Source organism: Corynebacterium sp. HFH0082, assembly GCF_000411235.1.
Taxonomy (GTDB): domain Bacteria; phylum Actinomycetota; class Actinomycetes; order Mycobacteriales; family Mycobacteriaceae; genus Corynebacterium; species Corynebacterium jeikeium_D.
In genome coordinates this window covers 891,091-909,007 of record NZ_KE150404.1, presented here as the reverse complement: position 1 = coordinate 909,007, position 17,917 = coordinate 891,091, and the positions used below count along the sequence as shown (strand labels likewise).

The following is a 17,917-nucleotide window of genomic DNA, read 5'->3' as shown; positions in this document are numbered from 1 at the left end:
CCCTTTACCAGACGTAAGCGAGGACTTCCCCGCCAACCTTCTTCTCGTAAGCCTGACGGTCAGTCAGCAGGCCCTGAGACGTGGAGATGATAGCCACGCCCAGGCCACCGAGGACCTTCGGCAGGTTAGTGGACTTTGCGTAAACACGCAGACCCGGCTTGGAGACGCGACGCACGCCAGCGATTGAACGCTCGCGGGACGGGCCGTACTTCAGGTTCAGGGTCAGGGTCTTGCCGACCTTGGCATCCTCGACTGCGTAGTCCGCAATGTAACCCTCAGACTTGAGGATCTCGGCGATGTTAGCCTTCAGCTTGGACGACGGCATCGAGACAGAGTCGTGGTACGCGTTGTTAGCGTTGCGCACGCGCGACAGCATGTCGGCGATTGGGTCAGTCATGGTCATGGTTAGTGACCGCTTCCTTTCTCGCTGCGGTTCCTTCCCACCTCGTGGCTAACTCCAATGACCGCACAAACAGCAACTGTCACACGGCAAAAGCTTAAGATGGAGCGACTACCAATATCGTGATTCCGGCGATTTAAGGGCTACTGTTCGCCAACTCGGTTCAATAGCCGAGTCAGCTCGCCACCCAGGTGACGCCAGAGACGATGCGAGGCGAGGGGCCTACAGCAAAGTTCTTACATTTTTACTGCCGCACCTCTTGCAGAGGGCAGACCTGGTGATACTAACAAATACCGACCGAAATGCAAAAACGCCGCAGACGGACATTAGTCCGCTCGCGGCGTGAGGCCCCACCAATTATCAGTGGAACTCAATTCCTAGCCGACATGGTGCCGGCTGGAGAAAATTAGTAGAGCTGGTCGGCGATGATGTTACCCATAGCCTTTTCGCCAGCCACCGTCGGGTGATTGGTCATCGGGCCCATCACCGGATCTGCGAAACCGGCGACGAAGCGCTCATCCGGGTTCGGGTTGCAGGTACCGTGGCCGAGGGTTGCCTCGTAGACGTCAATGAAGTCGGCACCTACGTGCTGAGATGCGGAGCGAATGCTGTCACGGAATGCACCCTGAACCTCGCTGGCACCCGGTGCCGGGATCGGGAAGGTCTGGTTCGGGGTGTTCACCAGGCACAGCTGGTCATCAGTGGCGTACTCAGGGTACGAAGCCAGGACGACCTGAGCGCCCGGAGCAACCTGGTGGACGCGGTCAGTGAACTGACGCAGCGTCTGCTTAAACAGCGACGGAGCCTTGGGGTCCGGCTTTGCGACAAGCTCGCCTGCCACGTCAACCCACTGGACCCAGTCCATGCCGCCGTACATCAGGACAACCTTCTCAGTGCCCTCTCCGATGTCGCCGTACTGGATGGAAGCTTCCAGGTATGCGAGGAGCTGACCCGGGAAGCCGCCAAGACCGTTACAGGACCAGTCACCCAGGGACTTGTTCAGCTTCGTAGCTGCGATCTTCGGCCAGTTTTCCATGTCGGTAGCGCAGTTGGCGACCAGTACGTTCTGCCCCGGCGCCAGGCCACGCGGGCCACCCTTACCGGCATTAGCGGTGAAGGAGTCACCGAAGGTGACGATCTGCTTGACGCCCTTCGGGCCGGTGTCGCCGATACCCGGAATCGGAATGTTCGGCATTTCCGGCAGTGCCGGCTGTGCGTTGGCAGCACCTGCACCCAAGCTCAGACCCAGAGCCGCAACAGTTGCAATAGCAGCCGAGCGGACGGCCACGGAGAAGTTCTTCATGTAGTTAATCCCTTTGCGTTTTAACTTAAGAACCGCTCTGTGTAGAACCACTGGCTCAATCACACAGAAGCTGAAGTCACTTAAGTCTTGCCCAAATTGATAACGACCACAATGCATTTTGGCGGCCGTCACTATGACGAATGGCAGTTTACAACGAAATCATCACAAACGCCTAACTTTCAACTGAGAAACCTTGTGGCTTTACTAATTTCCAACCCCCAAAAAGGGTCAACTTTCCCACCAGCAACACTGGTAACTTTTACGCAGGCCCCGCACAGCGACCTCACTCCCCCACGAACATAAGCAGTTAACAGAGCAGCAAAAAGCCCCGGAGGCCAAGCGGCATCCGGGGCTTCAGGCAAAAGCTACCGAAGAGGCAAAACTACTTCTTGAACGGGAAGCCCAGCTCGCGCAGCAGCGCGCGGCCTTCCTCGTTGTTGGTAGCGGTGGTCACGACGGTGATGTCCATACCGCGCGGGCGGTCGATCTTGTCAACGTCGATCTCGTAGAACATGGTCTGCTCAGACAGGCCGAAGGTGTAGTTACCGTGACCATCGAACTGCTGATCAGACAGACCGCGGAAGTCGCGGATTCGCGGCAGAGCCACGGTCAGCAGACGATCCAGGAACTCCCACATACGGTCGCCACGCAGGGTGACGCGAGCGCCGATGGCATCGCCTTCACGGAGCTTGAAGTTAGCGATCGACTTGCGAGCACGACGGGTCTCCGGCTTCTGACCGGTAATCAGAGTCAGGTCGTTGATAGCACCGTTGATCTGCTTCTTGTCCTGAGCAGCAGCGCCGACGCCCATGTTGACGACGACCTTGGTGACGCCCGGAATCTGCATGACGTTCTCGTAGGAGAACTCTTCCTGCATCTTGCCGCGAATCTCATCGCGGTAACGGGCCTTCAGACGAGGGGTGTAATTTTCGCTCATGCTTAGATGTCCTTCCCGGTACGGCGGGAGATGCGAACCTTCTTGCCGTCCTCATCGAAGCGGTAACCGACGCGAGTCGGGGTACCATCTTCGTCGACCAGCATGACGTTCGACACGTGAATCGGAGCTTCCTGAGTGACAATGCCACCCGAGGAAGCGCCGCGCTCCGCAGCGGAGTTTGCAACGTGCTTCTTGATACGGTTAACGCCCTCGACCAGGACCTTGTCGCGCTTCGGGTAGGCCTCGATGACCTTGCCCTGAGCACCCTTGTCCGGACCGGAGATAACCAGCACGGTATCGCCCTTACGGATCTTCACTTAAATCACCTCCGGTGCGAGCGAGACAATCTTCATGAACTTCTTGTCACGCAGCTCACGCGCGACCGGGCCGAAAATACGGGTGCCCTTTGGCTCACCGTCGGCCTTGATGATGACAGCTGCATTCTCGTCGAACGAGATGTAGGAGCCATCCGGACGACGGGTCTCCTTCTTCGCACGGACGATAACTGCCTTAACAATTTCGCCTGCCTTGACGTTGCCGCCCGGAGTAGCTTCCTTGACAGTTGCGACAATGGTGTCGCCAATGCCAGCGAAGCGTCGGGTCGAGCCACCGAGAACGCGGATGCACAGAATTTCACGTGCACCAGTGTTGTCGGCAACGCGCAGACGGGATTCCTGCTGAATCACTGCGTTTCTCCTGACCTGGTTGCATTGTGCGTCAGATTTCCGTCCTAAACGCACGCGGTCTTTATGTCTTGCGTTTACGCTTTACGACGAAAGCACCTGCTAGAGGTAGCTTTCATATCGCTTTGACCTCGTGCTAACTACGGCCATAGACCGTTGAGAGCAGCACGCAGCCACTTCGCGCAACCTGTGTATTATGGCACGTTCGTGCGGGACAACAAAATCCCTTAGTTTCATGCCCCCAACATGGTTTATGCCTTGTGCGGCAACCCTATACTGAGACAGTGACAAATCAACATTCCGGGAGCGCTCAGACACAGCCAGCACAGACGCTGCCGGTATCGCTACTTGCCGGCTTGGCCTTATTATCCGCCGCCGCCCCGTTCGGCGCAGATACATATCTGGCATCCTTCGTGGAGATTGCACGCGAGTTCTCCACGACCGAGTCGATGGTTCAGCTCACGCTGACCACCTTCATGATTGGCATGGCTGCTGGACAGCTCGTCATTGGCGCTCTCTCCGATAGTTTGGGCCGCAAGAAGCTGCTTCTCATTGCGACTTTGGTGTTCTTGGGCTCGTCAATCCTCTGTGCAGTAGCACCGAATATTGGCACGCTTATTGCAATGCGCCTGTTCCAGGGGTTAGCTGGTGGCTCCACAGTTGTTCTGGCTCGTTCTGTAGTACCAGACCTCTTGACGGGCAAGGCATCAGCGAGAGCTTTCTCCACGCTGATGGGCATTTCCTCCATCGCCCCGGCAATCGCTCCCCTTGTGGGCGGTTTTCTAGGCCCCGCATTCGGCTGGCGCAGCGTGTTCTGGTTTCTCGCAGCCATCAACGTCGCGATGGTCGCGATTGTGATCCTGATGGTTCCGGAAACCCTGCCGCCTGAGCGACGCTCCACAGGCGCTCTGCGCAATCTCCTGCCCAATATTGGCAGGCTGCTGCGGCGGCCAGTATTTGTCGGCTACTTGTTGGCTTTCGCTGGTGGCTTCTCGGTGATGTTTTCCTATATCGCTGCGTCACCCTTTATCTTCCAGGAGCTGCTGGGGCTCACCCCTACTCAGTTTTCTCTCGTGTTCGCATCCAATGCAGCGATGTTGACATTTGTGTCAATCCTCAACGGCAAGATGATCAACCGGCTTCATCCCCGCAAAGGCATTTTAGTTGCCCTCACGGTCATGCTCGTGACGTCGATAGGCCTGATTATTAATGCCCTCGTCGGGATTACCTTCTTCACTACTTGGCTGTTGCTGTTCATTACGGTACCGATGATGCCGCTAATCTTCGCCAATGCCACGGCACTCGGAATTGAGGAGGTTCGAGATATCGGAATTGGCTCAGGTTCCGGTCTCATGGGCTTCACACAGTTCCTCGCGGCCGCCACGGTTTCCCCGTTGGTGGGGCTTGGTTCCAATCTGCCCCTCTCGATGGCTATTTCGATGTTGACCTGTGCATTGATTGCACTGACCGCGGTGTTGACATTGACGCGCGCCGACCTCCACAAACGCTCACACCGACTTCCATAAGAGCTACGCGCGCGAGAGGACTCCCCGCGTTTCACTTCACTGGTTGAGAATGTGCCCGAATCGGCATTAAATCGATGGTGAGGCCTCGTACCACCCGTAGGCATGGGGCTGACATGGGAGAAAGGTCCTGCCATGACCACGCATGCACATCCTCATGAACCACATAAGGCATCTGAGTCGGCGAAGCTCAACTGGCTTCGCGCCGGAGTTCTCGGAGCCAACGACGGTATCGTCTCCACTGCTCTAATCTTGCTCAGTGTGATTGCAGCAGGTTCCTCTCGCGAAGCCATTCTGACTGCTGGCGCCGCGGCCGTTATCGCTGGTGCTATCTCGATGGCTCTGGGTGAATACGTCTCGGTTTCAACCCAGCGCGATACTGAGCGGGCACTAATTGCCAAAGAAAAGGCCGAGCTTAAGAACTTTCCAGATGAAGAGCATAAAGAGCTCGTGGGCATTCTCTCTGGCTACGGCATCCCAGAACATATCGCCGAAGATGCGGCCCACGGCATCGCACAAAGCGATCCGCTGGCGGCTCACCTAAAGCTGGAATTGGGCATTGACGGTGAGGAACTTACCAACCCCTGGGCCGCTGCCGGTTCTTCGGCACTGTCGTTCCTACTCGGCGCCATCCTGCCGATGATTGCGGCACTGGTTTTCACCGGCCCCACTTCTGGCGCAATCGCAGTCACTGTTGTCACCATCGTGACTCTGGCTCTAACCGGCTACATCAGCGCCAAGCTCAGCTCCACGCACTCCGGCAAGGCTGCTCTGCGCCTGATAATTGGTGGTGCGCTCGGTTTGATTGTGTCCTACTTCGTCGGTCTGCTCTTCGGGCAGGCTGTCGGATAGACCGTCAGATAGGTGCCCGGTTAGCACGCGGCGAAGCTCAAAAACTAGTCAACATAGCTGGTCTTCGTCTGGTTCAACCAGGCGTAGACCGCGCCGATCCCAAGGCCACCACCTACGAAGTTACCTAGCCACACGGCCACCCAGTTAACAGTAATGTGCAGACCATCGAAGCCTGTAGGATGCGGATCAGCGAAAAAGGCCAAGGAAAACAACGAGAAGTTCGCAATCACGTGCTCGAGTCCGAGCCCGACGAACACTGCAATGATCGGCAGAATCACAGCGAACTTCGAAATGATTTCTTTGGCTTGTAGCGCACCTAAGACAGCCATGTTGACCACGAAATTCGCACCCATCGCCTCAACGAAGGCACCGAAGAACGGCTTGGCCAGCTTCCCCTCAGTCAAGGTGGAAATCAGATGTGTGTCATCAATCCCACCGAGCTTGGCGCTCTGGCTGAGCACCAGCGCCACAATCGCCGCACCGATGAAGTTGTAGAACGTAGCGACGGCCACCATTCGAAAGGCAACTCCCCACGCCATGCGCCCGCGTGCGGCGGACCAGGACACAAACATCATGCTGCCGGTCGCAAGCTCTGCACCGAGCACCACAATGGCGAACAGCCCAAGCCCGAATAGGCACGCAAAGACCAGTCCCCCAGTCCCCGGCGCGACGCCCTCTGCCACTTGACCAGCGACCGCAGCGAAGGCCGTTCCGAGCGTCAGGTACATACCCGCCAGGACCGCTCGCACGGCAAATCGTCCGTAGTCCTGCGTCAACAGTTCCTGTTTCTTGTCGCCAGCCGTATCCAGCGTTTCGTATAGCGTCACCGCCGAAGCCTTTCCCTGCGTGCCGTTAATTGCAGTTATTCGCATAAAAGAATATCGACAGGCTGACGCGGAATCGCAACCGCTTTACGACGGTCACAGCGCCCTACCCCCCTTAGGCGCTGCAACCAGGAACTGCGATTCACCGTCGAAGAGAGGCAGATTTACTTCTTCTCTGCGGTAACAGCAGGTTTCGCAGCAGTTTCTGACTTCGGCTCGTCCTTCATGGTTGAGGCAATGGCCGAGGCACCCATGCCGATGTAAAACGGCCAGCGCAAACGTAGGTTCACACCGAAGATGGCCGGCTCGGTAATACCGAATAGCGCCGACATACCGGAGGCGCCTGCCAACCCCTTGAGCTTCTCGCTCTTGGCCAGGAAGTACACCGCCAGTGCGGCACCACCTTGAGCGATATTGGCCATCGATGCCGTCGCGAAAATGAACGAGCCTCCCTGATCCCACAGCATGTACTCGATTGGAGGGAAGGACTGGTGCAGACCAGTGATGACAATTGGCGAGTAGACCAAGCCGAACAAGAAGCCACCCACAGGTCCCGCGAATTCGTACAGATTTGCAAGACCAATACCCAGCCATTCACCTGCAGTGCGCAGTACTGGACCAATGGCGGCAAAGGTGATGAAACCAGTGATGAGCAACGTCAACAGTGGTGTCAGCATGAAGTCGACAGTGCCCTTGAGACGCTTATGGAAGAACTTCTCAATCGTTGCGAGAATCCATGAGATAACCAGAATCGGCAAGATGAATCCCACCCTCTGGGCCGGAGGGAGCAAGCGCACGGACCCGATTCTGCGACGGAATGCGGCGCCCGTCTACCTTCAGGTTGCCGGTATAGAAGAGCCACACATCATCGCCATCGACGACTGCGCCGCCCGAATAACAACCATGCTTGTCATAGGGCATGTCCGGATACAGCGCATCGGGGTGATGACGCCACCGCTCGGCTGTCGTGAGCGACGCGGACGCATGCCCCCACCCAGTTCTCTTCGGCGCATGTGGAAAGCATGGATCATGCTGGTAGAACACATGCAGTGTCTCGCCGTCCACGAAAAGGCCATTCGGGTCATTCAGTCGGCCCTGTGGCGGTGACAGATGGTAATTCGGCGATAGGTCATCCCCCCCCCGATATTATTGAAGTCATGGCTATTTGTGTTTGCGGCGAAGGTCTGGTTGACCTCGTTCCGGTATCTCCTGGCAGCCTCAATAACCACGTGCCAGCGCTAGGCGGGGGTCCCTACAACGTCGCGGTCACGGCCTCTCGCCTCGGTGCGGATGTTATTTTCCAGTCCCGCCTGTCTACGGATGGATTCGGAAATGAGCTGGTCAAGCACTTGGAAACCGAAGGGGTCGACACCACTTACGTTCAGCGTGGCCCAGAGCCGACCATTCTGGCGGTAACCACCATCCACGACGATCGCTCTGCAACATACACCTTTTACACCGACGGCACGGCCACCCCACTTGTGGAGCCGAAGCTCATCGATGCGAATATCGCATGTTTTGGCACGCTGTCGCTGGCGCTGGAACCGGGTGCCAGCCGATACGCGGAATTGCTCAAGCAGTTCGCAGCCAACGACACCCTAGTCGCTTTGGACCCGAACATTCGCCCCATGTACGCAACGGATGCACACCGCGAATTCCTCATGGGCTTGCTCCCCTACGTCAATTTGTTGAAGCTCTCGGATGAGGAAGTCGAGTTCCTTGGCGAAGAGGAGCTGACTAAAGTTCCGGCCGCCGTCATCACCCGAGGTGGCGATGGGCTCACTTTGCTTGCCGACGGAAACCGCATCGATGTCCCAGCCGTCAACGCGAGTGTCGTTGACACCATCGGTGCTGGGGACACAATTATGGGCGCACTTTTAGCGCAAATTGAGGAACGAGGCCTGACGGCCGCTGACCTGACTTCGGTATCAACGGACCAGTGGCGCGAGATTCTGCACTATGCGGCCGCCGCGGCTGCCATCACTGTGTCCCGCAAGGGAGCGCAGCCGCCGGCCAAGCTTGAGGTTGAAGAATTGCTGGCTAAGGATTCCTAGTCAGCGCTACTTAGTCCGCTCTATTTAGCTCGCTCAAGCACTGCAACCAGGAACTGAGACTCACCGTCAAAGGGACGAAGATCCCACGTGGAATAACGCTGAATCACGGTGAGCCCAGCCTCCTGCGCAGTCGTTTCAAAATCCGCAAAGTCCCAGCCACGGCCAGCACCGAAGCCGATAATGGCACGACCGTTCTCCGGATTCAGCACCTCCGCGAAGCCCTGCAGTACTTTCGCGCGGTCTTCTGGCGCTACGAAAGTCAGCACATTGCCGGGGCAAATGATGACGTCGAAGGCGGATGCCGTGTCATCGTGGGGTGTGTTCTCCAGCCCGTCGTCAAGCACATGCGGCAATTGCGCCAAGTCCCCTACCAACCACGTCGCATCCGGGAACTGTCGCTTTGCCTCGTCGATGAGATAGGGGTCGACATCGACACCGACGACTCGATGACTAGCCTTCGCCAGGTAACCGCCGACGCGCCCCTGCCCACAGCCGGCATCCAGGATTCGAGCGTGGCGTGGCGCCATTGCATCCACCAACCGCGCCTCGCCGTCAATATCGCGGCCCTCGCGCACGAATCCCCGCCAGCGGTTGGCGTAGCGGCGGGAATGCTGCGGATCGGCGGCGATAATTTCTTTCCAAGTGCGGTGATTGTGGGTGCCATTGCTCATGGCCACCATTATGGCGCAGTTGGTCTCTTTTCTATACCGCCGACGTCCCCTGCGCGACGGGACTAGATTCCCAATACTGACTTAGCGATCAGGAAGTAGATGATCAGACCGGAGGCATCGACGAGAGTTGTAATGAACGGGTTAGCGAAGACGGCTGGGTCAATGCCGAACTTCTTACCAATCAGCGGCATGATGCCACCGACAGTTGCCGCGAGAGTACAAATACCCAGCAGCGTCAGGCCAATCACTAGGCCAATGTCCCAGCCGTAAACCAAGCCAGCCAATAGCAGGCCGAGAGTACCAAGCAATAAACCGAGGAAGGCACCGACTCTCACCTCGCGGAGAATGACTTTGAATATATCGCGGGGTTGGACATCCCCCAGCGCCAACGCACGCGTAATCGTGGTTGCTGCCTGGTTACCGGTATTGCCACCTGTACCGATCAGCAGCGGCACGAATACCGAGAGAACCACCATCTGAGAAAGAGTCTCTTCGAAAGTTTCCAGGACTTGCACGGTCAATGTCGCACCGATAGCAAGCACGAGCAGCCACACCACACGAGAGCGAACAATCTCGAAAATGGGCGTCGCGAGATAGGGCAAGCGCAGAGGCTCAGAACCGGAAATACGAGCTTGGTCCTCGGAGTCTGCCTCTTCCAGAATCCGGAGGGCGTCGTCCACCGTGAGCAGACCGATAACACGCCGCTCGCTGTCGACAATCGGCAGAGCTAGGCGCTTACGATCAGCGCACATGCGGGCTACCTTCTCTTCGAGTTCGGTAGCTTCTGCGTAATCAGCCTTCCGCAAGATAGCCGCAACATGGATATCACTGCTGGCGCGCATCAGTTCACGAAGGCTAACCACGCCCACCAGCCGACGGTTCCGGTTCGACACCGGCAGCGTGTAGATGGATTCGGCATCATCCAGATGCTTGTAGACGGTCTCCAGAGCCTCCCCCACCGTCATATCGTCGTGAAGCGACACCAGCTCCGGGCTCATCCGACGCCCAATGGAACCGTCGGGGTAGCCGAGGACGATGTTGGTTAGCTCTCGCTCATCATCCGGCAGATCGGCAAGCAGTTTTGCAGCGACAGACGCAGGAAGCTCGTCGAGCAGCTCTGCTCGATCGTCCGGTTCCATCTCCGCGAAAACTGCGGTGACTTCAGGATCACGGAGGCTGTCAATCAGGTGCGCCTGCAGAGCCGAGTTCAGCTCATCGAAGGTTTCAACCGCCGTGTCTTTCGGCAGTGTGCGGTAGAACAGCGCACGTTCCCCATGGCTGAGGCGGCGCATCTTTCGAGCGGCAGCCTTGGGTTCAATATCAGTTAAGAGCCGCGACAGCGTAGCCACGTCATGTGAGCGAAGCGCGGACTCAAGATCTCGATCATCAATCCTGGTCACGTCAGTAGTCACCGAACTTCTCCCCTCACAAAGCACAAATCCTGGCCAATGCTATCAGAGATAAAAACCCATCAAACCTGGACTGAGCGGACTAGAAATACAAAGGAACATGGCTTTCTAAAAAAACAAAACCCCGCCACAGAAAACACTTTCGTGTTTCCCGCGACGGGGTTCTCGTCGTAAAGCCCGAGCTGATTGCTCAGCTGACGGGTCTTACTTAGCCTTCTCGATGATCTCGATCAGGCGGTAGTGCTTGTCCTTGGAGAGCGGACGGCACTCTTCGATGCGGACGCGGTCGCCCACGCCAGCCTCTTCGTTCTCGTCATGCGCCTTGACCTTAGAGTTCGTGCGCATGATCTTGCCGTACAGGGCGTGCTGCTTGCGGTCCTCGAGCTCGACGACGATGGTCTTCTGCATCTTGTCGGACACGACGTAACCGGTGCGCACCTTGCGTGCGCCAGCCTCGGTGGTGTTCATGTTTTCCTCACTCATGCTGCATCACCATCGGTTGGTGCAGCAGACAGGCCGAGCTCGCGCTCACGCATAACGGTGTAAATGCGAGCAATATCCTTGCGGACAGTGCGGAGACGGCGGTTGTTGGTCAGCTGACCGGTAGCGCTCTGGAAACGGAGGTTGAACAGCTCCTCCTTAGACTCCTTGAGCTTGGCAACCAGGTCATCGTTATCCAGCGAGCGAAGCTCGTGGGCGGGAATGCCGTTCGACATCAGTACTGATCCTCCTTCCGAACGATTCGGGTCTTAATCGGCAGCTTAGCGCCTGCGCGCTTCAGTGCCTCGACAGCAGTTGCCTCGTCCGGGTAGGACATCTCGAACATGATGCGACCCGGCTTGACGTTTGCAACCCACTTCTCGACCGGGCCCTTACCGGAACCCATACGAACACCCAGTGGCTTCTGGGTCAGCGGACGGTCCGGGAAAATCTGGATCCAGACCTTACCACCACGCTTGACGTGGCGGTTGATAGCAATACGCGCTGCCTCAATCTGACGGTTGGTGATGTAGGCCGGCTCGAGAGCCTGGAGACCGTAGTCACCGAAAGTCACCTTGTTGCCGCCCTTGGACATACCAGAACGGGTCGGGCGGTGCTGGCGACGGAACTTAACGCGCTTCGGGATGAGCATGAATTAGCCCTCCTTCTTCTCAGATGCACGCTGACGACGCTTGCCACCACGACGCGGACGGTCGTTGCCGCGACGCTGGCGGTCGTTGCCGGCGTTGATCTCGGACTCGCGACGGCCACCGATCACGTCACCCTTGTAGATCCACACCTTGACGCCAATGCGGCCGAAGGTGGTGTGAGCCTCGTGGGTGCCGTAGTCGATCTCCGCACGCAGGGTGTGCAGCGGAACGCGACCCTCGTGGTAGCGCTCGGTGCGGCCCATCTCGGCACCGCCGAGACGACCGGAGCAGACAACCTTGATGCCCTTGACGTGCGGCTGACGCATTGCAGACTGGATAGCCTTGCGCATTGCACGACGGAAAGCGACACGGTTGGCGAGCTGCTCAGCGATGGACTGAGCAACCAGCTTCGCATCCGCGTCAATGTTCTTGACCTCGAGGATGTTCAGCTGAACCTGCTTGCCGGTGAGCTTCTCGAGCTGGCCGCGGATGCGGTCAGCCTCGGAGCCACGACGACCGATAACAATGCCCGGGCGTGCGGTGTGGATGTCCACACGCACGCGGTCACGGGTGCGCTCGATAACGACATCGGAGATGCCGGCGCGCTCAAGACCGGTGGACAGCAGATCGCGGATCTTGATGTCCTCGGCCAGGTAGTCAGCGTACTGCTTGTCGGCGTACCAGCGGGACTTCCAGTCGCTGGAAATACCGAGGCGAAGACCGTGTGGATGGATCTTCTGTCCCACTATCGGTCACCTTCCTTCTGGCTCTCGACGACCACGGTGATGTGGCTGGTGCGCTTGCGGACGTGGAAAGCACGGCCCTGCGCACGCGGGCGGAAGCGCTTCATGGTCGGTCCCTCGTTGGCGTAAGCCTCGGAGATGACCAGAGTACGACGGTCCAGGCCGAAGCTGTTCTCAGCGTTTGCAGCTGCAGACGCAACAACCTTGGCAACCGGATCAGCAGCACCCTGCGGAGCGTACTCCAGGATGTTCAGTGCCTCGTCGACGGACTTACCGCGAACGGTGTCCAGGACGCGACGTGCCTTCATCGGAGTAACGCGGACGAAGCGCGCAGTTGCGCGTGCAGAAGTAATGTCGTTGCTCATGGCTTATCGACGTCCCTTCTTGTCATCCTTGACGTGACCCTTGAAGGTCTTGGTCGGGGCGAATTCGCCCAGCTTGTGGCCGACCATAGAGTCATCCACGAACACCGGCACGTGCTTGCGACCGTCGTGAACGGCGAAGGTGTGGCCGATGAAATCGGGGAGAATCGTGGAGCGGCGAGACCAGGTCTTAATGACCTGCTTGGTGCCCTTCTCGTTCTGTGCATCGACCTTCGCGAGGAGGTGCTCATCGACGAACGGGCCCTTCTTAAGGCTGCGTGGCATTCTCAGTTCCCTCCTTAGCGCTTCTTATTCTTGTTGGTACGACGGCGACGAACGATCAGCTGGTCGCTCGGACGGTTCGGCTTACGGGTGCGGCCTTCCTTCTGGCCCCACGGGGAAACCGGGTGGCGACCACCGGAGGTCTTACCCTCACCACCACCGTGCGGGTGGTCGACCGGGTTCATGACAACACCGCGGACAGTCGGGCGCCAGCCCTTCCAGCGCATACGGCCGGCCTTGCCCCAACGGATATTGATCTGATCCTGGTTTCCGACCTCACCGACGGTTGCACGGCAACGTGCGTCGACGCGACGGATCTCAGAGGACGGCATACGCAGAACTGCGTACTTGCCTTCCTTACCGAGAAGCTGAATAGAAGCACCAGCAGAACGTGCCAGCTGTGCGCCAGCACCCGGCTTGAGCTCCACGCAGTGAATAGTGGAACCGGTCGGGATGTTGCGCAGCGGCAGGTTGTTACCAACCTTGATGTCGGCGTTAGCGCCGGACTCAACGATGGCACCCTGCTTCAGGTTCTTCGGAGCGATGATGTAGCGCTTCTCACCGTCTGCGTAGTGCAGCAGTGCGATGTTGGCGGTACGGTTCGGGTCGTACTCGATGTGAGCGACCTTTGCCGGAATGCCGTCCTTGTCATTACGACGGAAGTCGATGACACGGTACTGGCGCTTGTGTCCGCCACCCTTGTGGCGAGTGGTGATGTGACCGTGAACGTTACGGCCACCAGTCTTCGACAGCGGGCGCAGCAGAGACTTCTCAGGAGTCGAGCGAGTAATCTCGCTGAACTCGGAGACGGAGCTCTGGCGGCGACCCGGCGTAGTCGGCTTGTACTTACGAATAGCCATACTTTTGCTCTTCCTTAACTTCCTCGTCGGCTAGCGGCTAAGCTGCCGAACCGCCGAAGATGTCGATGGGATCGCTGCCGGCCGCGAGAGTCACGTAGGCGCGCTTGGTGTTCTTGCGCTTGCCGTAGCCGGTGCGGGAACGCTTGCGCTTGCCCTCACGGTTGAGGGTGTTGACGGAAGCGACCTTAGCACCGAAAATCTCCTGGACCGCGATCTTGATCTGGGTCTTGTTAGCGTCGGTGTGGACCAGGAACGTGTAAACGCCCTGCTCCATGAGTCCGTAGGACTTCTCAGACACTACCGGTGCAACAATGATGTCGCGGGGATCTGCGATGGTAGCCATTACTTCTCCTCCTTACCGGCGGTGCGAGTGATGAAGTCATTGAGTGCCTGAACGGCGAAGATGACGTCATCGGCCTTCAGAACGTCGTAGGTGTTCAGTTGATCCTCAGACAGGATGTGGACACCTGGCAGGTTACGAACCGACTTCCACGAGTTGACGTCCTCGCGCGGCAGAACGACGAGCACGTTGCGGCGCTCAGTCAGACGCTCGACGAAAGTACGAGCTGCCTTGGTGGACGGGGTCTGGCCTGGGACCAGTTCCTCGACAACGTGGATGCGGTCGTGGCGAGCACGGTCAGAGAGTGCGCCGCGCAGAGCAGCTGCAATCATCTTCTTCGGGGTGCGCTGGCTGTAGTCGCGCGGAACCGGGCCGTGGACAACGCCACCGCCGGTCCAGTGCGGAGCACGGATCGAACCCTGACGAGCGCGACCGGTACCTTTCTGGCGCCACGGCTTGCGGCCACCGCCGCGAACCTCACCGCGGGTCTTGACCTTGTGGGTGCCCTGGCGAGCTGCTGCACGCTGTGCGACAACAACCTGGTGCATCAGGGCGATGGACACCTCCGCGTCGAACACGGAAGCAGGAAGCTCAACCGAACCGTTCACGCCGCCTTCAGCGGTGTGTACGTCTAGCTTGAGGTTGGTCATGCGTGAGCACCACCCTTCGTGGCAGTCTTAACAACCAGCAGGCCGCCGCGTGCACCCGGAACTGCGCCCTTGATGAGCAGCAGGTTCGCGTCAGCGTCAACCTTCTGGATCTTCAGGTTCTGGGTCGTGACCCGGTCGTTACCCATGCGGCCTGCCATGCGCTTGCCCTTGAAGACGCGTCCTGGCGTGGCGCAAGCGCCAATGCCACCAACACGACGGTGAGCAGCCTGGTTACCGTGAGCGGCACCCTGGCCAGCAAAGCCGTGGCGCTTCATACCACCGGCGAAGCCGTGGCCCTTAGAGGTACCAGTGACGTCGACGTACTCAATTTCGCCGAAAATGTCGACACCAACGGACTGGCCGACCTCGTAAGAGGAAGCGTCCGGGGTGCGAATCTCAACGCTGTGGCGACGCGGGGTCACACCGGCCTTCTTGAAGTGGCCGGCCTCCGGCTTGTTGACCTTACGCGGGTCAATTTCGCCGTATGCAATCTGGACGGCGTCGTAGCCGTCGGTTTCCTTAGTGCGCACCTGAGTCACTACGCACGGCCCAGCCTCAACGACGGTAACCGGAACAACGCGGTTCTCCTCGTCGAAGATCTGAGTCATACCGAGCTTCGTGCCCAGGATGCCCTTGATCTCGTTTTCACTCATTTATCTTGTCTCCGCTACCAAAAGTCCAGGATCACTGAATGTTCACATCGACACTTGCCGGAAGGTCAATGCGCATAAGTGCATCGACGGTCTTCGGCGTTGGATCGAGAATGTCGATCAGACGCTTGTGAGTGCGCATCTCGAAGTGCTCGCGCGAGTCCTTGTACTTGTGCGGCGAACGGATAACGCAGTAAACGTTCTTTTCGGTTGGCAACGGCACCGGGCCAACGACGCGTGCACCCGTACGGGTAACGGTCTCCACGATCTTTCGCGCAGAAGCGTCGATAGCCTCGTGGTCGTAGGCCTTGAGCCTGATGCGGATCTTCTGTCCGGCCACGCTTGTCCTCTCCTCGGTCGGCGCGCCCCAATTAAAGGGGCGTCGACCCTGTCAATGTTTCTCGACGCCGTCAGCAACTATGGCCAGCGCCAGAAATTAAAACTGGGTTGTGCATTACTTCAAAGCGATTTCGTCTTCGATCGTCATGGCAAATTAACTTATGGCCATGACCCGAGCGGACGAATAACGCCTTGCACTCAAATCCCAGTGGAAAACAAGTCCCCCTCGTGGGGCTCTTCATTTGCCTACTGCCGCTGTTAATTTGCCATGCCACCTCCGACCCCCGCGGTCGGGCGTGTCGCCCGTTTTTCTCCGTGAGGCACGATCGGGAAGAAACTTCCCTACGTGGTCATGCTCGCCTTACCATAGGCGCTATGTCCAATTTCGTACTGGTTCCCAGCTGGGCCTGATACAACAATTGGCGCGAACGCCTTTGTTAAAGCAACCTCCGTATTAAAGCACGTCCGGGCTACGAATGTAAAATCACGATTCCAAAGTGCAACGTACATCACACCCATTACGGCACAGTCGGCTTGACGACGGCTATTGCGTCGCCCCCACCCCGTCTAGTGTCGGGTATGTACAGATACAAAAAATCCCGACTTCCGCTTACGCGGAGTCGGGATTCTTCTAAGACTTAAGTTAAAGCACTTCCCCTATGGGGAGAAACCTTACTTAACGATCTTGGTAACGCGGCCAGCGCCGACGGTGCGGCCACCCTCGCGGATAGCGAAGCGCAGGCCCTCGTCCATTGCGACCGGCTGGATCAGCTTGACAGACATGTCAACGTTGTCGCCCGGCATGACCATCTCGACACCTTCCGGCAGGGAAACGACGCCGGTGACGTCGGTGGTGCGGAAGTAGAACTGCGGACGGTAGTTGTCGAAGAACGGGGTGTGACGGCCGCCCTCATCCTTAGACAGGATGTAGACGGAACCCTCGAACTCGGTGTGCGGGGTGTAAGCGCCCGGCTTAGCAACGATCTGACCGCGCTCGATGTCCTCACGCTTGGTACCGCGGAGCAGCAGACCACAGTTGTCGCCAGCCTCAGCGGAATCCAGCAGCTTGCGGAACATCTCGATACCGGTAACGGTGGTCTTCTGGGACTTCTCCTTGATGCCCAGAATCTCGACCTCGTCGTTAACGTTCAGAACGCCGCGCTCAACACGACCGGTAGCAACGGTGCCGCGACCGGTAATGGTGAAGATGTCCTCAATCGGCATCAGGAACGGCTTGTCGGTCTCGCGAACCGGATCCGGGATGTTCTCGTCGCAAGCTTCCATCAGCTCGACGATGGAGTTGACCCACTTCTCTTCGCCCTCAAGAGCCTTCAGAGCGGAGATGTGGACGATCGGAGCTTCCTCGTCGTAGTCCTGCTCAGCCAGCAGCTCGCGGACCTCCATCTCGACGAGCTCGATGATCTCTTCGTCGTCGACCATGTCGCACTTGTTCAGCGCAACGAGGATGTACGGAACGCCAACCTGGCGAGCCAGCAGAACGTGCTCGCGAGTCTGCGGCATCGGGCCGTCAGTAGCAGCGACAACCAGGATTGCGCCGTCCATCTGAGCAGCACCGGTAATCATGTTCTTGATGTAGTCGGCGTGGCCCGGGGCATCGACGTGAGCGTAGTGGCGCTTCTCCGTCTGGTACTCAACGTGGGAAACGTTGATGGTAATGCCACGTTCCTTCTCTTCCGGTGCCTTATCGATGGCATCGTAAGCGAACGACTCGTTCAGGTCCGGGAACTTGTCAGCCAGAACCTTGGTGATAGCGGCGGTAGTGGTGGTCTTACCGTGGTCAACGTGACCAATGGTACCGATGTTGACGTGCGGCTTCGTACGCTCGAACTTCGCCTTTGCCACTTTTAGTCCTCCTGGAGGTCTAGGTGGCCACGACTCTCGCAG

Annotated in this window: 23 protein-coding genes and 2 pseudogenes; 3 read left to right on the top strand and 22 right to left on the bottom strand. The window is 58.2% G+C overall.

What is annotated here, in order from left to right; genetic code table 11:
* Positions 1-4: 4 nt before the first annotated feature.
* From rpsH to rplN, 5 genes are all read right to left on the bottom strand, one after another.
* Complete coding sequence (gene rpsH / locus HMPREF1206_RS03870; RefSeq protein WP_005509822.1) at positions 5-403, bottom strand: 30S ribosomal protein S8; 399 nt, start codon at positions 401-403, stop codon at positions 5-7.
* Positions 404-806: 403 nt separating this feature from the next.
* Positions 807-1,703 carry a GDSL-type esterase/lipase family protein gene (locus HMPREF1206_RS03865; RefSeq protein WP_016422070.1) on the bottom strand — a complete coding sequence of 299 codons (897 nt, stop codon included), beginning with the start codon at positions 1,701-1,703 and terminating at the stop codon, positions 807-809.
* A gap of 382 nt (positions 1,704-2,085) precedes the next feature.
* Entirely contained in the window at positions 2,086-2,640 is a 555-nt protein-coding gene (gene rplE, locus HMPREF1206_RS03860; protein ID WP_005509901.1) for a 50S ribosomal protein L5, read from the bottom strand.
* A 2-nt stretch (positions 2,641-2,642) separates the two neighbouring features.
* A complete protein-coding gene (rplX, locus tag HMPREF1206_RS03855) occupies positions 2,643-2,957 on the bottom strand; it encodes a 50S ribosomal protein L24 (protein WP_005509963.1) in 315 nt (104 codons plus the stop codon).
* Positions 2,958-3,326 (bottom strand): 50S ribosomal protein L14, encoded by a 369-nt coding sequence (gene rplN / locus HMPREF1206_RS03850; protein WP_016422069.1) that lies wholly within the window; start codon positions 3,324-3,326, stop codon positions 2,958-2,960.
* Positions 3,327-3,607: 281 nt separating this feature from the next.
* On the opposite strand from rplN, the gene HMPREF1206_RS03845 reads away from it, so the two are divergent.
* Both HMPREF1206_RS03845 and HMPREF1206_RS03840 read left to right on the top strand, forming a co-directional pair.
* Positions 3,608-4,849: a multidrug effflux MFS transporter gene (locus HMPREF1206_RS03845; RefSeq protein WP_042388406.1), complete on the top strand. Its 1,242-nt coding sequence runs from the start codon at positions 3,608-3,610 to the stop codon at positions 4,847-4,849.
* A 132-nt stretch (positions 4,850-4,981) separates the two neighbouring features.
* The gene (locus HMPREF1206_RS03840) at positions 4,982-5,698 is read left to right on the top strand and encodes a VIT family protein (RefSeq protein ID WP_016422067.1); all 717 of its coding nucleotides are present in this window, start codon (positions 4,982-4,984) and stop codon (positions 5,696-5,698) included.
* 44 nt (positions 5,699-5,742) lie between these two features.
* Here the strand turns inward: HMPREF1206_RS03840 and HMPREF1206_RS03835 are convergent, their stop codons facing one another.
* The 3 genes and pseudogenes from HMPREF1206_RS03835 to HMPREF1206_RS10935 form a co-directional block, all read right to left on the bottom strand.
* Entirely contained in the window at positions 5,743-6,525 is a 783-nt protein-coding gene (locus tag HMPREF1206_RS03835) for a formate/nitrite transporter family protein (protein ID WP_042388404.1), read from the bottom strand.
* 221 nt (positions 6,526-6,746) lie between these two features.
* Positions 6,747-7,289: pseudogene (locus tag HMPREF1206_RS03830) on the bottom strand (PTS transporter subunit EIIC); the annotation flags it as partial.
* A pseudogene (locus HMPREF1206_RS10935) lies at positions 7,273-7,632 on the bottom strand (glycoside hydrolase family 32 protein); the annotation flags it as partial. The pseudogenes HMPREF1206_RS10935 and HMPREF1206_RS03830, both read right to left, overlap by 17 nt.
* Before the next feature lie 47 nt (positions 7,633-7,679).
* On the opposite strand from HMPREF1206_RS10935, the gene HMPREF1206_RS03820 reads away from it, so the two are divergent.
* Complete coding sequence (locus HMPREF1206_RS03820) at positions 7,680-8,576, top strand: carbohydrate kinase (protein ID WP_042388401.1); 897 nt, start codon at positions 7,680-7,682, stop codon at positions 8,574-8,576.
* Positions 8,577-8,596: 20 nt separating this feature from the next.
* On the opposite strand, the gene HMPREF1206_RS03815 is transcribed toward HMPREF1206_RS03820, so the two are convergent.
* From HMPREF1206_RS03815 to tuf, 14 genes are all read right to left on the bottom strand, one after another.
* On the bottom strand, positions 8,597-9,256 hold the full coding sequence (locus tag HMPREF1206_RS03815) for a bifunctional 2-polyprenyl-6-hydroxyphenol methylase/3-demethylubiquinol 3-O-methyltransferase UbiG (RefSeq protein ID WP_016422062.1): 660 nt from the start codon (positions 9,254-9,256) through the stop codon (positions 8,597-8,599).
* A 53-nt stretch (positions 9,257-9,309) separates the two neighbouring features.
* Entirely contained in the window at positions 9,310-10,659 is a 1,350-nt protein-coding gene (gene mgtE / locus HMPREF1206_RS03810) for a magnesium transporter (protein WP_016422061.1), read from the bottom strand.
* Between the two features lie 201 nt (positions 10,660-10,860).
* Positions 10,861-11,139 carry a 30S ribosomal protein S17 gene (gene rpsQ / locus HMPREF1206_RS03805; RefSeq protein WP_042388398.1) on the bottom strand — a complete coding sequence of 93 codons (279 nt, stop codon included), beginning with the start codon at positions 11,137-11,139 and terminating at the stop codon, positions 10,861-10,863.
* Positions 11,136-11,372 (bottom strand): 50S ribosomal protein L29, encoded by a 237-nt coding sequence (gene rpmC, locus HMPREF1206_RS03800; RefSeq protein WP_005509851.1) that lies wholly within the window; start codon positions 11,370-11,372, stop codon positions 11,136-11,138. Before rpmC ends, rpsQ begins: the two co-directional genes overlap by 4 nt.
* The gene (gene rplP / locus HMPREF1206_RS03795) at positions 11,372-11,788 is read right to left on the bottom strand and encodes a 50S ribosomal protein L16 (protein WP_016422059.1); all 417 of its coding nucleotides are present in this window, start codon (positions 11,786-11,788) and stop codon (positions 11,372-11,374) included. Before rplP ends, rpmC begins: the two co-directional genes overlap by 1 nt.
* A 3-nt stretch (positions 11,789-11,791) precedes the next feature.
* Positions 11,792-12,532: a 30S ribosomal protein S3 gene (gene rpsC / locus HMPREF1206_RS03790; protein WP_016422058.1), complete on the bottom strand. Its 741-nt coding sequence runs from the start codon at positions 12,530-12,532 to the stop codon at positions 11,792-11,794.
* Complete coding sequence (gene rplV / locus HMPREF1206_RS03785) at positions 12,532-12,894, bottom strand: 50S ribosomal protein L22 (protein ID WP_016422057.1); 363 nt, start codon at positions 12,892-12,894, stop codon at positions 12,532-12,534. The genes rpsC and rplV overlap by 1 nt, the downstream gene beginning before the upstream one ends.
* A gap of 3 nt (positions 12,895-12,897) precedes the next feature.
* Positions 12,898-13,176, bottom strand: coding sequence for a 30S ribosomal protein S19 (gene rpsS, locus HMPREF1206_RS03780; RefSeq protein WP_005509882.1), 279 nt, complete (start codon positions 13,174-13,176; stop codon positions 12,898-12,900).
* Between the two features lie 14 nt (positions 13,177-13,190).
* On the bottom strand, positions 13,191-14,033 hold the full coding sequence (rplB, locus tag HMPREF1206_RS03775; RefSeq protein WP_016422056.1) for a 50S ribosomal protein L2: 843 nt from the start codon (positions 14,031-14,033) through the stop codon (positions 13,191-13,193).
* Positions 14,034-14,070: 37 nt separating this feature from the next.
* Positions 14,071-14,376, bottom strand: a complete 306-nt coding sequence (rplW, locus tag HMPREF1206_RS03770; protein ID WP_005509869.1) for a 50S ribosomal protein L23 — start codon at positions 14,374-14,376, stop codon at positions 14,071-14,073.
* A complete protein-coding gene (rplD, locus tag HMPREF1206_RS03765) occupies positions 14,376-15,023 on the bottom strand; it encodes a 50S ribosomal protein L4 (protein ID WP_016422055.1) in 648 nt (215 codons plus the stop codon). The genes rplW and rplD overlap by 1 nt, the downstream gene beginning before the upstream one ends.
* Positions 15,020-15,676, bottom strand: a complete 657-nt coding sequence (gene rplC / locus HMPREF1206_RS03760; protein WP_005509762.1) for a 50S ribosomal protein L3 — start codon at positions 15,674-15,676, stop codon at positions 15,020-15,022. Before rplC ends, rplD begins: the two co-directional genes overlap by 4 nt.
* A gap of 31 nt (positions 15,677-15,707) precedes the next feature.
* A complete protein-coding gene (gene rpsJ / locus HMPREF1206_RS03755; RefSeq protein WP_003938093.1) occupies positions 15,708-16,013 on the bottom strand; it encodes a 30S ribosomal protein S10 in 306 nt (101 codons plus the stop codon).
* Between the two features lie 671 nt (positions 16,014-16,684).
* Complete coding sequence (tuf, locus tag HMPREF1206_RS03750) at positions 16,685-17,875, bottom strand: elongation factor Tu (RefSeq protein ID WP_016422054.1); 1,191 nt, start codon at positions 17,873-17,875, stop codon at positions 16,685-16,687.
* Positions 17,876-17,917 lie beyond the last annotated feature (42 nt).